Source organism: Paenibacillus sp. UNC496MF (assembly GCF_900113915.1).
In the GTDB taxonomy this organism is placed as follows: Bacteria; Bacillota; Bacilli; order Paenibacillales; family Paenibacillaceae; genus Paenibacillus_Z; species Paenibacillus_Z artemisiicola.
Genome location: NZ_FORE01000009.1, coordinates 247,832 through 261,450, shown reverse-complemented (window position 1 = coordinate 261,450; position 13,619 = coordinate 247,832). Strand labels below are relative to the sequence as shown.

Annotated in this window: 9 protein-coding genes and 1 pseudogene; 7 read left to right on the top strand and 3 right to left on the bottom strand. The window is 64.2% G+C overall.

Annotation, left to right across the window (positions count from 1 at the left end):
- Positions 1-43: 43 nt before the first annotated feature.
- From BMZ79_RS17030 to BMZ79_RS17015, 4 genes are all read left to right on the top strand, one after another.
- Positions 44-1,075, top strand: coding sequence for an ATP-binding cassette domain-containing protein (locus BMZ79_RS17030; protein ID WP_090641910.1), 1,032 nt, complete (start codon positions 44-46; stop codon positions 1,073-1,075).
- Positions 1,072-1,887: an ABC transporter permease gene (locus BMZ79_RS17025; RefSeq protein ID WP_090641909.1), complete on the top strand. Its 816-nt coding sequence runs from the start codon at positions 1,072-1,074 to the stop codon at positions 1,885-1,887. Before BMZ79_RS17030 ends, BMZ79_RS17025 begins: the two co-directional genes overlap by 4 nt.
- Before the next feature lie 149 nt (positions 1,888-2,036).
- Positions 2,037-2,297, top strand: coding sequence for a hypothetical protein (locus tag BMZ79_RS17020; protein WP_090641907.1), 261 nt, complete (start codon positions 2,037-2,039; stop codon positions 2,295-2,297).
- Positions 2,298-2,506: 209 nt separating this feature from the next.
- Positions 2,507-3,124 carry an NUDIX hydrolase gene (locus tag BMZ79_RS17015; protein WP_090642173.1) on the top strand — a complete coding sequence of 206 codons (618 nt, stop codon included), beginning with the start codon at positions 2,507-2,509 and terminating at the stop codon, positions 3,122-3,124.
- Between the two features lie 234 nt (positions 3,125-3,358).
- Here BMZ79_RS17015 and BMZ79_RS17010 read toward each other — a convergent pair whose 3' ends face one another.
- Positions 3,359-5,011 (bottom strand): S-layer homology domain-containing protein, encoded by a 1,653-nt coding sequence (locus BMZ79_RS17010; RefSeq protein ID WP_090641906.1) that lies wholly within the window; start codon positions 5,009-5,011, stop codon positions 3,359-3,361.
- Between the two features lie 93 nt (positions 5,012-5,104).
- Entirely contained in the window at positions 5,105-7,279 is a 2,175-nt protein-coding gene (locus BMZ79_RS17005) for an amidase family protein (protein ID WP_090641904.1), read from the bottom strand.
- A gap of 526 nt (positions 7,280-7,805) precedes the next feature.
- On the opposite strand from BMZ79_RS17005, the gene BMZ79_RS17000 reads away from it, so the two are divergent.
- Together BMZ79_RS17000 and BMZ79_RS16995 are read left to right on the top strand one after the other, a co-directional pair.
- Positions 7,806-8,819 carry a zinc-dependent alcohol dehydrogenase gene (locus tag BMZ79_RS17000; protein ID WP_090641903.1) on the top strand — a complete coding sequence of 338 codons (1,014 nt, stop codon included), beginning with the start codon at positions 7,806-7,808 and terminating at the stop codon, positions 8,817-8,819.
- 47 nt (positions 8,820-8,866) lie between these two features.
- A pseudogene (locus tag BMZ79_RS16995) lies at positions 8,867-9,817 on the top strand (helix-turn-helix domain-containing protein); the annotation flags it as partial.
- 118 nt (positions 9,818-9,935) lie between these two features.
- On the opposite strand, the gene BMZ79_RS35155 reads toward BMZ79_RS16995, so the two are convergent.
- On the bottom strand, positions 9,936-11,678 hold the full coding sequence (locus BMZ79_RS35155; protein ID WP_090641901.1) for an ABC transporter ATP-binding protein: 1,743 nt from the start codon (positions 11,676-11,678) through the stop codon (positions 9,936-9,938).
- Between the two features lie 371 nt (positions 11,679-12,049).
- Here BMZ79_RS35155 and BMZ79_RS16985 point away from each other — a divergent pair, with 371 nt between their 5' ends.
- Positions 12,050-13,042 (top strand): cell wall hydrolase, encoded by a 993-nt coding sequence (locus BMZ79_RS16985; RefSeq protein WP_090641900.1) that lies wholly within the window; start codon positions 12,050-12,052, stop codon positions 13,040-13,042.
- Positions 13,043-13,619: the final 577 nt, after the last annotated feature.

The following is a 13,619-nucleotide window of genomic DNA, read 5'->3' as shown; positions in this document are numbered from 1 at the left end:
TACCATCCTAAGCATCCGCAAACTATAGGAGGCTTGAAGCGCCATGAATCACGGGTATGGAAACGCAAACGGGCACGGCGGCGAATGGGCCGTCGAAGCGCGCGGGCTCGTCAAGGCGTTCGGGTCGAACCGCGCCGTGGACGGCGTCGACCTGAACGTGCGCGCCGGCTCGATCTACGGCGTGCTGGGGCCGAACGGCGCCGGCAAGACGACGACGATCCGCATGCTGGCGACGCTGCTTCGGCCGGACGCCGGCTCGGCGCGGGTGTTCGGGCACGACGTCGTCAAGGAATCGCAGGTCGTCCGCCAGCTGATCGGCGTGACCGGCCAGTACGCGTCGGTCGACGAGTCGCTGAGCGCGACCGAGAATCTGATCATCTTCTCCCGCCTGCTCGGGCTCGGACGCGCGGAGGCGCGGCGCAAGTCGGCCGAGCTGCTGGAGGAATTCGGCCTGACGGAGGCGGCGAAGCGGCCGCTCAAGAACTTCTCCGGCGGGATGCGGCGCCGGCTCGACCTGGCGGCCAGCCTGATCGCGCAGCCGCCGCTCATCTTCCTGGACGAACCGACGACCGGGCTCGACCCGCGCACGCGCGCCCAGATGTGGGAGACGATCCGCCGGCTCGTGAAGACGGGCTCGACCGTGCTGCTGACGACGCAGTACCTCGAGGAAGCGGACCAGCTCGCCGACCGGATCGCGGTCATCGACCGCGGCCGCGTCGTGGCCGAAGGGACCGTCGACGAGCTGAAAGCGTCGATCGGCACGACGTCGCTGCAGCTTACGGTGCGCAGCGCGGCGGATATCGAGGCGGCCCGCAGGCTCGTCGAACGGGTGCTTCGGACGCCGTCGACCGTCTCGCCGGAAGCCGCGCGCATCACGGCGCCGATGGCGGACGCCGACCTGATCACGGATCTGCTGGTCGCGCTCCGCGAGTCGGGCATCCCGCTCGCCGAGGTCAGCGTGCAGAAGCCCACGCTCGACGAAGTGTTCCTGACGATCACGGGACACGGCGTGCCGGCGGACGAACCGCCGACGAACGGCGATAGCCAAACAGGCAAGGAGGGCGCAAGCGCATGAGCAATCCGACGATCAAGACGGGGGCGGGTCTGAAGCTTCGCAACCGCACCTCCTTCGGCCAGTCCGTCCGCCATTCGTTCACGATGGCGTACCGGGGCCTGCTGAAAATCCGCCGGACGCCGGAGCAGCTGTTCGACGTGACGCTGCAGCCGATCATTTTCACGCTGATGTTCACGTACATCTTCGGCGGCGCGATCTCGGGCGACGTCCAGAGCTACCTGCCGGTCATCATCCCCGGCATTCTGGTGCAAACCGTCATCACGACGTCGATCGTGACGGGCGTGCAGCTGCGCGAGGACATGGACAAAGGCGTCTTCGACCGGTTCAAATCGCTGCCGATCGCGCGCATCGCCCCGCTCGCGGGCGCGCTGCTCGCGGACACGATCCGCTATACGATCGCGACGGTGCTGACGTTCGCCATGGGTTACGTCATGGGCTACCGGCCGGACGGCGGACTCGGCAACGTCGCCATCGCCGCGGTGCTCGTCATCTTCTGCTCGTGGGCCATCAGCTGGATCTTCGCGTTCTTCGGCGTCATCGCGCGGACGGCTTCGAGCGTGCAGGGCATTTCGATGCTCGTGCTGTTCCCGCTGACGTTCCTGTCCAACGCGTTCGTGCCGACGAAGACGATGCCCCACTGGCTGCGCTGGTTCGCCGACATCAATCCGATCTCCCACCTCATCTCGGCCGTCCGCGACTTGACCAACGGCGGCGCCGCCGGCTGGGACCTGGGCATCTCGCTGATCGGCGCCGCGGTCATCGTGGCGGTGTTCGCGCCGATCACGGTGCGCGCCTACATGCGCCGGACCTGAGCGCGGGGCGTTCACCGCTCGCCGCGGGAGCGGGCGGCAAGCACGCAGAACCATATCGCGACTTCACGCTGCGCAAGGAGACGGCGTTCGGAGAGCTGTATTACTATCTCTCGCCCGAGGATATCGCCGCGGGCTATTCCGAGCAGTACGTGGAGGTCACGTTGACGCCGGCGGGCGGCGGGAAAGCGATCACCGGCCCCGGATTCCATTTCCCGGGCGGCTTCGGGCGCAACGACGTTCCGGTGGGCACGTACAAGGCGACGGCCAGGTACGCGCCGCCCGGCGAACAGCCCGTGGGGATGACCGTTCGCGTGCGGAACAAGGGCGCGTACGCCGATTCCGCGACGTTCGCGTTCGCGGAGCTCGTGCCGAACGTGTACCAGGCCGAGCTGGAAATGAAGCTGCCTTGACAGCGCGGCGCATGCCGGCCGGATAGACGGACCGCCCGCGCGGGCCGGGAACGAAAGAAGGCTGCCGGCCGTGCCGGCGGCCTTTTCGGCGCGACGGCGGCATGCCGAAGGGAACCGAATTTCCCGGCTGCCGCGTGCCGATATGGTATACTGGTCTGGACTTAACCCGGGCGCCGGGCCCGGGATACGAAGGGACGGATACGATGCGGCTGCAAGTGAAGTGGCTCGACTGGGCGAAACAAATTCAGGCGATCAGCCAGGCGGGACTGGCCTATTCCAAGGACGTTTACGATTTGGAGCGGTTCGAGCAGCTCCGGAATTTGAGCATCGAAATCATGCATGCGTATACCGACGTCGAAGAGACGAAAATCCGCGAGCTGTTCGCCAATGAAACGGGGTACCAGACCCCGAAGGTGGACGTGCGGGGCGCCGTCTTCGACGGCGACCGCATCCTGCTCGTCAGGGAGAAGCTGGACGGCGCGTGGGCGCTGCCCGGCGGCTGGGCGGACGTCGGCTTGTCCGCGAAGGAGAACGTCGTCAAGGAAGTGAAGGAAGAAGCGGGCCTGGACGTGCGGCCGGGCAAGCTGCTTGCCGTGCTGGACAAGAAGTTCCACGACCATCCGCCGTCCCCGCATCACGTGTACAAAATGTTCATCCTGTGCGAGGCCGTCGGCGGCCGGGCGGAAGCGGGCATGGAGACGTCGGAGGTCGGCTATTTCGCCGAGGACGCGCTGCCGCCGCTGTCGATCGAGCGCAATACGGAAGCGCAGATCAAGGCGCTGTTCGCGATGAAGCGCGATCCGGACGCGGACGTCGCCTTCGATTGAGAACCGGCCGGGAAATCGGATCCGATCAGGCGGGGCGAGGTCGCCTTGGCGGCTGAGGCGGGGGACGGGGAAGTCCGGAAAGCGCCTAAGGGCCGGATGGCGCCCGAACGCTTGAAATGAGTGCCGGAGAGCAGCGTCGGACAGAGAGGGACACGAGGTAAGCAGCGGGCGGACGGCTGCGCAAAAAAAAGCTGAAGCGAATCATCGCTTCAGCTTTTTTGCGTTTTGCTGCGGTTACGGCGTATGCAGCACGCCGTAGATCACCTGCGCCGCTTCGGCGCGGGTCGACGCGCCCAGCGGCGCGAATTCGCCCGCCGCGCGTCCCTTGACGATGCCGAGCGCGGCCGCTTCGTCGACGTGCCCGCGCGCCCAGGCGGCGATGGACGCCTCGTCCTTGAACGGTGCGGCCGGCGAGGCAGCCGGCTTGCCGCTGCGCGCTTCGTAGCCGCGCAGCGCGAGCGTCGCCATCTCCTGGCGGGTAATGGCCGCGTTCGGCGCGAACGAAGCCGCGCTCACGCCGTTCGCGATGCCCGCCTTGACGGCCGCGGCGACGTCGCCGGCGTACCAGGCGCCGGCCGGCACGTCGGCGAACGCCGGCGCGCCTTCCGCACGGAGGCCCAGCGCCCGCGCGAGCAGCGCGGTGAATTCGGCCCGTGTGACGCTGCGGCCCGGCTCGAAGATCGTGTCGCTCGTGCCGGTCACGATGCCTTTGGCGTAGAGCGCCTTGATGACGCCGGACGCCCAGTGGCTAGCGGGCACGTCGGCGAACGTCTTGTCGACGGCGAGCAGCGCGTAGGCGCTGAAATGCGTCACTTGGGCGGCATAAAAGCCGTCCGTGTACGTCCCCCCGACGAATTCGGGCGCCGCGCCGTCCGGGAGATAGAAGACGGAGGTCAGCTTCGGATCGGCCGAGGGCGCGACCGGCAGGCGCAGCGTGACCGGCGCCGCGAACTCGCGGAGGTCGTAGACGGCGGAGCCGTCCGCCGCGATCCATTGCAGCTTGAGCTCGTATGCGGGACCGGCGGCCCGCGCGTCCTTGCCCAGCTTCTCCGGGTCGGACGCGACGGGCTTGACGGTCAAGGCGATGGACCCGCTCTGCTGCTGCGGGGCGGTCAGCCCTGCCTTGAGCTGCGTCAGGACGGCGGCCGGGATATCGAACGCGGCCTTGTCCGCGGCGACCACGCGCAGGACCGCTTGGCCCAGCAGCTTGTCCGCGTCGCCCGGCAGCTTGACGACGGTCGCCGCGGCCGGGAGCGCGATCGAGACCAGGCCGTCGGCGGTGTCCTTCAGTTGGTCCGCGGCGACGGCGAGAACGCCGTCCGTTCCGCTCGGCGCGCCCGGCGATCCGCCGCCCGCGCCGCCGCCGCCCGTGCCGTCTCCGGCCGACGGCCCGATGCGAACCGACGTGCCGGCAGAGCCGGCGATGCCGCTCGCGGTCAGCGCGGAATCGACGAGCTTGACGTTGCGGACGTCGATCGCGGCCGTTCCGTTCGCGGCGGCCGCGAACGTGAACGCGGCGAGCTCGAGCGAGCCGCCGTCGCCCGGCGAATCGCCGGACTTGGTATGGGCGAAGACGAGATGCGCTTCGCCGGGGCCGTCCCGGACGACCTTGGCCGGCGTGCCGAAGCCGACCGCCGCCGTCTTCTCGCTGCCCGTCTTGAAAGTCAGCAGCTCCGGGTTGTAATAGACGTGCAATTCGAACGCGTACACGTCCTGCAAATCGTTCCCCTTTACCGTGATCGTGACGTCGTCGCCGCTGTCGACGGCGCTCTTGTCGGCGGTCACGGAGAGGGAAGGCGGCTCGGCCGCGGCCATGGCGGCTTGGGGCAGCAGGAGCGCGAACGCGAGGCAGATCGTCGAGAGCCAAGTGATGCTTTTACGCGCCATATCGGGTTCGTCCTTTCTTGTCTGGAGAATCGGTCGGGTTCAGCCGGCCGTGAAAAACGGAAGGGCCGTGCGCGGCCCTTCCGCCGGCCGTATTTATTTGGCCGGGACCGGCAGCGCCGGGAACAGCTCCGGCGCCTTGCGGTTATGGGTGGCTTGTTCGTAGGCGTAGCCGAGCTTGATCAGCTCGCCTTCGTCGTACGGGCGGCCGAGCAGCTCGATGCCGACCGGCAAGCCGCTCGCGACGAATCCGGCCGGGAGGCTGATCGCCGGGAAGCCGGAGAACGGGCTGAGCCGGTTGGCGCTGCCGGAGCTGCCGCCCGTCGGTCCCGTCGTCGACGGGTACAGGATCGCGTCGAGGCTGTTGTCCGCCATCAAGCCGAGCAGCGATTGCTGGGTCAGGCGCGTTCTGAACAACAGGATATCCTTGTACTCCTGCGTGTCGAGCGATTCGATGCCGTTGCGCGTATTCAGCGTGTTCGTCAGCGAGGTCAGGAATTCGTTGCCCGCGATGATGTCCGTCAACGAATGATTGCGGATGGCGGCCGGGTCGACGAACCGCGTATTGGACAGGTATTCGTTCAGATTGAACTTGAATTCGTAGCCGCTTAAGCTCGGGTATTTCAATATATCGGCGACGTTCGGGATATTGACGCCGACGACCGTGGCGCCCTGCGCCCGCATGTCGTCCGCGGCTTTGTTCAGCAGGCCCAGCACCTCCTGATTGCTGCCGGCGACGCTGCTGTCGAGGACGAGGCCGATGCGCGCGCCCTTCAGGCCGTTCTTGTCCAGGTACCGCGTATAGCTGGCCGGCTTCTTGCCGACGCTGCCCGCCGTGGCGATGTCGTTCGGATCGTAGCCGCTGACCGCGTCCAGCAGGATCGCGGCGTCGGCTACCGTCCGGGCCATCGGGCCGCCGACGTCCTGCGACAGCGCGAGCGGAATGATGCCGTCGCGGCTCGTCAGGCCGATCGTCGGCCGGATGCCGACGATGCTGTTCCAGGAGGACGGGATGCGGATCGAGCCGCCCGTGTCGGTGCCGAGGCCGGCCGCGGCGAAGTTGGCCGCGAGGGACGAGCCGGTGCCGCCGCTGGACCCGCCCGGATTCTTGGTCAGGTCGTACGGATCTTTCGTTTGGCCGCCGAGCGAGCTCAGCGTATCGGTGTTGATGGCGAATTCGCTCAGGTTCGCTTTGGCCAGGATGATGGCGCCGGCGTCCTTCAGCTTCTTGACCATGAAGGCGTCGCTGACCGTTTGGTTGTCGTCCAGGCATTTGCAGCCCGCGGTCGTCTTCAAGCCGAGCGTGTCGTAGTTGTCCTTGACGATGATCGGAATCCCGTGCAGCAGGCCGCGCGGCCCCTTCTCCTGCCGCTCGTCGTCCATCGCCTTGGCGATTTGGAGCGCGTCCGGATTGATCGAGATGAGCGAATGGAGGTCGTCGTCGTATTCATGGATGCGGTCAAGATACATCTGCACGAGCTCGACCGACGTCAGCTTCCCGGCGGCCATGGCATTCTGGATGCTCATGATGTCGGCTTCCATCAGCTGGAACGGCTGCCCGTTGTCGTACAGCACTTTTTTGCCCAGCGCCGCGAGGTCGGCCAAGTCGATGGCGTTGTTCTTGTTGAAATCGCCGATCGCCGCGCTGCCCCAGTTCGCGTCCGAGGCGTCGATGCCGAAATACTTGAGCAGGACGGAAAGATCGCCGACGTCGATGACGCTGTTGCCGTTCAGGTCGCCTGGAGCGGAGCCCGCGATTTGGACGGCCAGCGATTGCTCCGGCGTTTGCACGACGCTGCCGTCGTCGGCGCCGAGCTCCACGTACCCGTTGATGCCGCTGATATCGCCCGCGGCCTTGGCCTTGAAGGTCAGCGCGAGGACCGCGCCGGCATCGGTCAGGCTGCCATCCGCGTCGGTCGCGACGATCGTCAGCTTGCCGGATTCGGCGTTCACGCCGGCGATGCTCACTTCCGGATTGCCGGCGGCCGCCGATATGTAATCGAACGAAGACGGATCGTATTCGAAGACGAATTTGCCCGCGGTCGCGCTGCCGGTCGCGCCGGACAGGGAGACGGAGACGGCGAACGTCTCGCCGGGCGACGCGAGCGACGGGCCCGACAGCTGCACGAACGCGGTGGGAACGGCCGCGGGCGCTTGGTCCCGGACCGCGGCTCCGGCATCTTCGGCGTACGCGCCGGAGACGGGTACGCCAAGGAGAAGCGTGCTGCCGAGCAGCAGCAGGCCGGCGGATGCGAGCAGAGATTTTTTCATGGGCTTCCTCCTCGAGGCGGCGAGTGCCGCGCTTCTATGAATGTTAGATTTTGAGCGAAAACGGAAGTGGGATTGTGGCGTTTTTTCAAAATATCTAACATATAAATTACATATAAAGTGCCCCTCTCCCTTTTATCTCTAAATCTATCGTTTATCATAGGGGATGGATTGCGGACGATCAAACGCGGTTTTTGGCGATTATTCACGTTTAAACGGCAATTATCTTTGCTTTTCGATGGTTTTTATTGCTTTATTTGCTTGACGCGAAAAATGTTATATAACCTAACATTAAATCGGAATAGACCGGGAAGTCGTACCGGGCATCGGGGCGGTCATTGTTGTTTTTGATAAAAAAACCGTTATCCGCGTTAAAGACGCGCGCCGCGCCGCGGCGATAAGATAGAGAGGAACGATGGATCGTCCATGCGGGCTGCCGCGCGCGGGCCGTACGTTCGCCGCAGGGCTGCCGGGCTGCCGCCGCCGGAAAAGATCCGCCGCAAACTACCACGGATGGGGGAATCGCCGCATGCTCAATAAGCAAATCGTCTTTGCGTCGCCATGGGTCGCGGAAGTGCGGGAACGCCGGGAGGACGTGCCGGCGCTCGGCCGCGGCCAAGCCTGGGTCCGCAAGCTGTATACGCTGATCAGTCCCGGCACCGAGCTTGCCTGCCTGTCGGGCCACGAAAGCTGGTTCGATCTGCCCGGGGTGCCCGGATACGCTTCCGTCAGCGAAGTGCTGCAGGTCGGCGAGGGCGTTCAAGGCTTCGCGGCCGGGGACGTCGTGTTCCACTACGGCGATCATTCCGCCTATCAGGCCGTGGATACGAACCACGTGTTCGTCAAGGCGCCGAAGGCCGTGCCGCTGCAATGGGTGCCGTTCGTCCGGATGGCGAACGTCGCGTTCACGTCGCTGCGGGTATCTTCGATCGAGCTCGGCGATGCCGTCGCGGTCACGGGGCTGGGGCTTGTCGGGAACATGGCCGCCCAGCTCGCGAAGCTGCAGGGCGCGAACGTCATCGGCATCGACTTGTCGCGGCAGCGGCTGAAGCAGGCGGAGGCCTGCGGCATCGACCATGTCCTGTTCGCCGGCGACGGGGACGTGCGCGACCGGGTGTCGGACCTGACGGGCGGGGAAGGCGTATCCGCGCTGATCGAGGCGACGGGCGTTCCGCAAGCCGCGGTCGACGCGCTGCCGCTTATCGCGAAATACGGGGAATTGATTTTGCTCGGCAGCCCGCGCTCGGCGTACAAGACCGACGTGACGGACGTCCTGAACTACGTGCATCTCGACGGCCGCGGCTGCATCACGTTCAAAGGCGCGCACGAATGGCGTTTCCCGGTGCGCCGGGATCCGTTCGTCAAGCATTCGCTCGCGCGCAATTCGGCCGTCGTGCTGGACTTGATCGGCCGCGGCAGGCTGAAGATCGAGCCGCTGATCAGCCACGTGCTGAAGCCGGAGGAGGCCGCGGGCGCTTACCTGGGGCTGCGCGACGACAAGGATCGTTACAGCGGCGTGCTGTTCGATTGGTCGGCGGACTGACGCTTTCCCCGAATGGGGACTGGCCGCGGAAGGCCGGATCGCGTAGGATGGAAGGGACGCGCTCGGCAGGGGAGGGACGAAGCCTGGTGATCAAGCTGGACTTGGACAACAAGCTGGACCTGGACAACAAACCGGACCTGGAAAGCAAACCGGACCTGGACAGCAAACTACAATCGATATCGCCGTTCGTCCGCATGGTCAAAATCTCGGAAGCGTCCGCGCTCTACGGAGAGTGGGTCGATTACGACCACGTGTTCACCTACATCGACGGCGGCGAAGCGGAGTTCATCCTGGACGGGGTTAAATATCCGGCCAAGGAGGGCGACATGTTCCTGATGCCGCCGTTCATGCCGCACCTCATCCGGGCCGTCTCGGACGTGCCGCTCGTCCAGTACATCGTCCAATTCGACCTGCATGCCGACGAGGAACGCCGGCGCTGGAAGGAGACGACCGTGATCAACGAGACGACGAGCCGGCTGCCGGAGCGCGAGCGGCTGCTGGCCGCGGTGCCGCCGGCGTCGCGCCTGCTTCCGCCGGAGCGGCTCGCGCTGAAGCGGCGGTTCGCGGCGATGCACGCCTGCTTCCGGGACGGCGGCCCCTACGGCGGCCTGCTGCTGAAGGCGGGCTGCATCGAGCTGCTGCACGCCTATTTGGCCAGCTTGGCCGACCGTGACGGCCGCGAGGGCAATCCGGCGAAGGGCTGGCCGACGATCGAGCGGGCGATCCGCTACATGAACGAGCACTACGGCAATCCGCGGCTGTGCAACCGGGAGATCGGCCGTCACGTCGGCGTGTCGGCGAATTATTTGTCGTCGCTGTTCAAGGAGCAGATCCGGGTGACGATGCACCGGTACTTGACGCACGTCAGGATCGGGCAGGCCAAGCAGCGGCTGCAGGAGGGCCGGCTGTCGATGACCGCGATCGCGGAGGAGACCGGCTTCTCGAGCATCCATATGTTCAGCCGCGCCTTCAAGTCGGCGGCGGGCGTGCCGCCGAGCCGGTACGCCCGCGCGCGCCGAAAGGCTGGCAAGCGCGCCTTGAACAAGCACAAACGGAAACGAAAAAAACGGTTTCCCCGCCTGAGGGGAAACCGTTTTTTGATGAGCCGGGATCCGTTTACGTCTGGTACTCGAACTGCTTGGCGTAGAGCTGCGCGTAAGCCCCGTCGCGCTGCAACATCGCGTCGTGCCGGCCTTCCTCCGCGATGCCGTCCTCCGTCAGGACGACGATCCGGTCGGCGCCGCGGATCGTGGAGAGGCGGTGGGCAATGACGATCGTGGTTCGTCCTTTCGCCAGCTTCTCGAGCGAGTCCTTGACGATGCTTTCGCTTTCGTTGTCCAGGGCGCTCGTCGCCTCGTCGAAGATCAGCACCGGCGGGTTCTTGAGGAAGACGCGCGCGATGCTGAGCCGCTGCTTCTGGCCGCCGGAGAGCTTGACGCCGCGCTGTCCGATCTCGGAGCCGTAGCCGTCCGGCAGGCTCATGATGAAGTCGTGCGCGTTGGCGCGCTTCGCCGCCGCGACGATCTCGTCGTCGCCGGCGTCCGGTTTGCCGTACCGGATGTTCTCCATGACCGTTCCCGCGAACAGGTAGACGTCCTGCTGCACGACGCCGACGCTGCTTCGGAGCGACGTCAGCTCGAGCCGCCGGACGTCGGTCCCGTCCAGCAGCACCTCGCCCGATTCGACGTCGTAGAACCGGGGAATGAGGGAGCAGAGCGTCGTCTTGCCCGCGCCGGACGGCCCGACGAGCGCGACGTATTCGCCGGGGCGCACCCGCAGCGACAAGCCGGCGAGTACGGGCTTCAGCCGCGGCTCGTAGCGGAACGTGACGCGCCGGAATTCCACGTCGCCTCTGACGTCCGCGAGCATCCGGGCATCCGGCGCGTTCGCGACGGCCGCCTTGACGTTCATGAGCTCGACGAACCGCTGGAAGCCGGTCACGCCTTCCTGCAGCTGCGTGCTCATGTGGGTCAGCCGCTGGATCGGCTCGACCATGAAGCCGACGTAGAGCAGGAACGTGATCAAGTCCGCCAAATCCAGCTCGCCCCGCACGATGCTTGCGCTGCCGAAGACGATGACCGTCACGGAGATGAGCTGGACGATCGTTTCGAAGCTGTTGTAGAAGAGCGCCTCCGCCTTGTACGTATGCTTGCGGCTGGCGAGGAAGCGGTCGTTCTCGCGGTTGAACTTCCCGGTCTCGACCGCCTCGTTCGCGAACGATTGCACGACGCGGATGCCTCCCAGGCTGTCCTCGACCTGCGCGTTGATGTCGCCGATCCGGTCCTTGTTCCGGTTCATCGCCGCGTTCAGCCGCTTGTTGAAATACAGCGACAGGACGCCCATGACGGGCAGGAAGCAGAAGACGGCGACGGTGAGCCGCATATCGATCGTGAAGAGGATGGCGAAGGCGCCGATGAAGCGGACGGCGTACTTGACGTAATCCTCCGGTCCGTGATGGTACAGCTCGGACACGAGCAGCAGGTCGTTCGTGATGCGGGACATGAGCTTCCCGGTCTTCTCCTTGTCGTAGAAGCCGAACGAAAGCGTCTGCAGGTGCGCGAACAGCTCGCCCCGCATGTCGCGTTCCATGCGGGCGCCGACCTCGTGCCCCTTATAGTCGGCGAAGTAGTTCGCGGCGTTCTGAAGCAGCGCCAGCGCCAGCATGAGCCCGCCGGCGAGGTAGACGCGGGGCAGCGCGGCGGACAGATCGCCGGTCAGCACGTCCTTGGTGACGTAGCGCACGAGCAGCGGGTAGGCGAGCGTCGCGGCCGATACGGCGAGCGCGCATGCCAGGACCGCGATGAACAACGGGAGATAAGGCTTGTAATACGAAAAAAAACGTTTGATCGGAAACCGCATGAGATACCCCTTTACGTGTTTTTTGACACGCATACAAGGGGGTGCTGCGTGTGCCGGTTACGTCCGCGTTCCACCCTTGTATGGCTGAATGGCCGGAATCGTCGTTTTTTTCATGCTTTGGCCTCCTCGTTCATAATTACTTGTAGTATAAGGGATTTGTCGGTGGAAAAGTACGGGGAATTCGCAAAATTCGGACGGGGTGTATCCGAAAAAAACGGGGAAATCAACCGTATTTTTCGCGAGTTCGTTAAAGTTTTTCTTAATTCTGTGAAAAAGTTAATCCAAACGGCAACTTTCGCTGTGCTATAATTTGCCCAGAAGACGAACGTTGGAAGCTTCATCCAACCATCTTGCTCTGCTGGGAGGTACGCATGATCAGAGAAAGCAAGCCGGTTAGAAGGCTGTTCATCACGGCCATGGTGCTGGCGCTGGCCCTGTTCGGCGCTCTGCCGATGTCGAGCGCGCACGCGCAGGACGCTTCGGCGGCGAAGGTGAAGATCGTCGTGAACGGCGCCGCAAGCAAACTCGGTCTCTTGTTCATTAGCGACGGAAAGTTGTACGCGCCCGTGGCCAAAGTCGCCGCGAAGCTGGGCGCAGCGTCGAGCTGGAATAGCGCCGACGAGGAATTGACGATACATAACGCAGTAAACGATACGATCGTGCTTGGGAACGGCGTGCCCGTCGTCTACTTTAACGGCGGCCGCTACATGATGGAAACGTACCCGTTTTTGAAGGGCGGCCGGCTGTATATGCCGCTGCGCGCGCTGGCCGAGATGCTCCACGCCGACATGAAGGCGGATGCGGACGGAACGGTCATTGAACTGACGTCCGTGAAGCCGGCGGTCGTATCGGCATCGTACGGCTTGGGCGAGATCAGCAAGGACGTCGGCAGCAGCCAGTCGGCGCTGCTCAAGCGCAACGGCATGACCGGCGACGCGAACGTCCGATCCGGCGCGAAGCTCAAAGTGGTAACCCCGTCGTTCCTCGCCCATCCGGCGAAGGCATACACGGAGGAGGATTATCGGCTTCTCGCGAAGATTACGATGGTGGAAGCCGGCTACGAGCCGTTCGAAGGGCAGCTGGCGTTGGCGAACGTGATCTTGAACCGGGTGAAGGATCCGCGGTTTCCGGATACGATCCGCGAGGTCATTTATTCCGGCCGGCAATTTCCGCCGGCGCACAACGGGCTGCTCGACAAGAGCAAGCCGAACGCTTCGGTGCTGCGCGCCGCGAAGGATGCGCTGAACGGCCGCAACAATATCGGAGGCGCGGTGTATTTTTTCAATCCCGCGGTGTCCACCGGACCGTTCTGGTCCGGTCTGGACGCGGTCGCGACGATCGGCCATCACCGGTTCGCCAAATAATCGGAAGCTTACGGCAATCCTATTAAAGGTTCTTATTTAGGAAAGGCCGTCCCTCACGTCATGCGCGTGGATAAGGGGACGGCCTTTTTCTTTGGCTTATGGAGGTGGTGTTGCGATTTGTCGGGGCCTTCAGGTAACAAAGGCTGGAACGGTACGAGATGCGGTACATTCGCCAGAACCGTCGAAATAAGGCCCAAGAACGGTACCAGGTACGGTACATTCGCCAGAATCGCTGAAAGGGGACTCAAGAACGGTACCGGGTACCGTACATTCGCCATGGTTCCGCCGGACTGAAATAAGGAACGAGCAGTCTTATAAATTTGCCGTACGAACGGGACAGAATCCGGTGAGACCGGCCGTCGCGCGTATATTTATAAGAAGCGGGACATCGTGACAACATTTATACTTGACTGACCATTCTTAAATGAGGTATAGTTGGACTCATGAAACGCAGCATAACGGAATTCGTGCCGTTGATTTAAGAATAATGATTCTTAAACGCATGCCGGATACGGACCGAGAAACAATAACGTCAACGGTCTTTATTCGAACGGCGCGGTTCCGGTATGACTCGACA

Excerpts from the sequence above, each read along its gene's own strand:
- BMZ79_RS17030 (WP_090641910.1), top strand. The coding sequence starts at position 44 with ATGAATCACGGGTATGGAAACGCAAACGGGCACGGCGGCGAATGGGCC.
- BMZ79_RS17025 (WP_090641909.1), top strand. The coding sequence starts at position 1,072 with ATGAGCAATCCGACGATCAAGACGGGGGCGGGTCTGAAGCTTCGCAAC.
- BMZ79_RS17010 (WP_090641906.1), bottom strand. The coding sequence starts at position 5,011 with ATGGCGCGTAAAAGCATCACTTGGCTCTCGACGATCTGCCTCGCGTTC.
- BMZ79_RS17005 (WP_090641904.1), bottom strand. The coding sequence starts at position 7,279 with ATGAAAAAATCTCTGCTCGCATCCGCCGGCCTGCTGCTGCTCGGCAGC.
- BMZ79_RS17000 (WP_090641903.1), top strand. The coding sequence starts at position 7,806 with ATGCTCAATAAGCAAATCGTCTTTGCGTCGCCATGGGTCGCGGAAGTG.
- BMZ79_RS35155 (WP_090641901.1), bottom strand. The coding sequence starts at position 11,678 with ATGCGGTTTCCGATCAAACGTTTTTTTTCGTATTACAAGCCTTATCTC.
- BMZ79_RS16985 (WP_090641900.1), top strand. The coding sequence starts at position 12,050 with ATGATCAGAGAAAGCAAGCCGGTTAGAAGGCTGTTCATCACGGCCATG.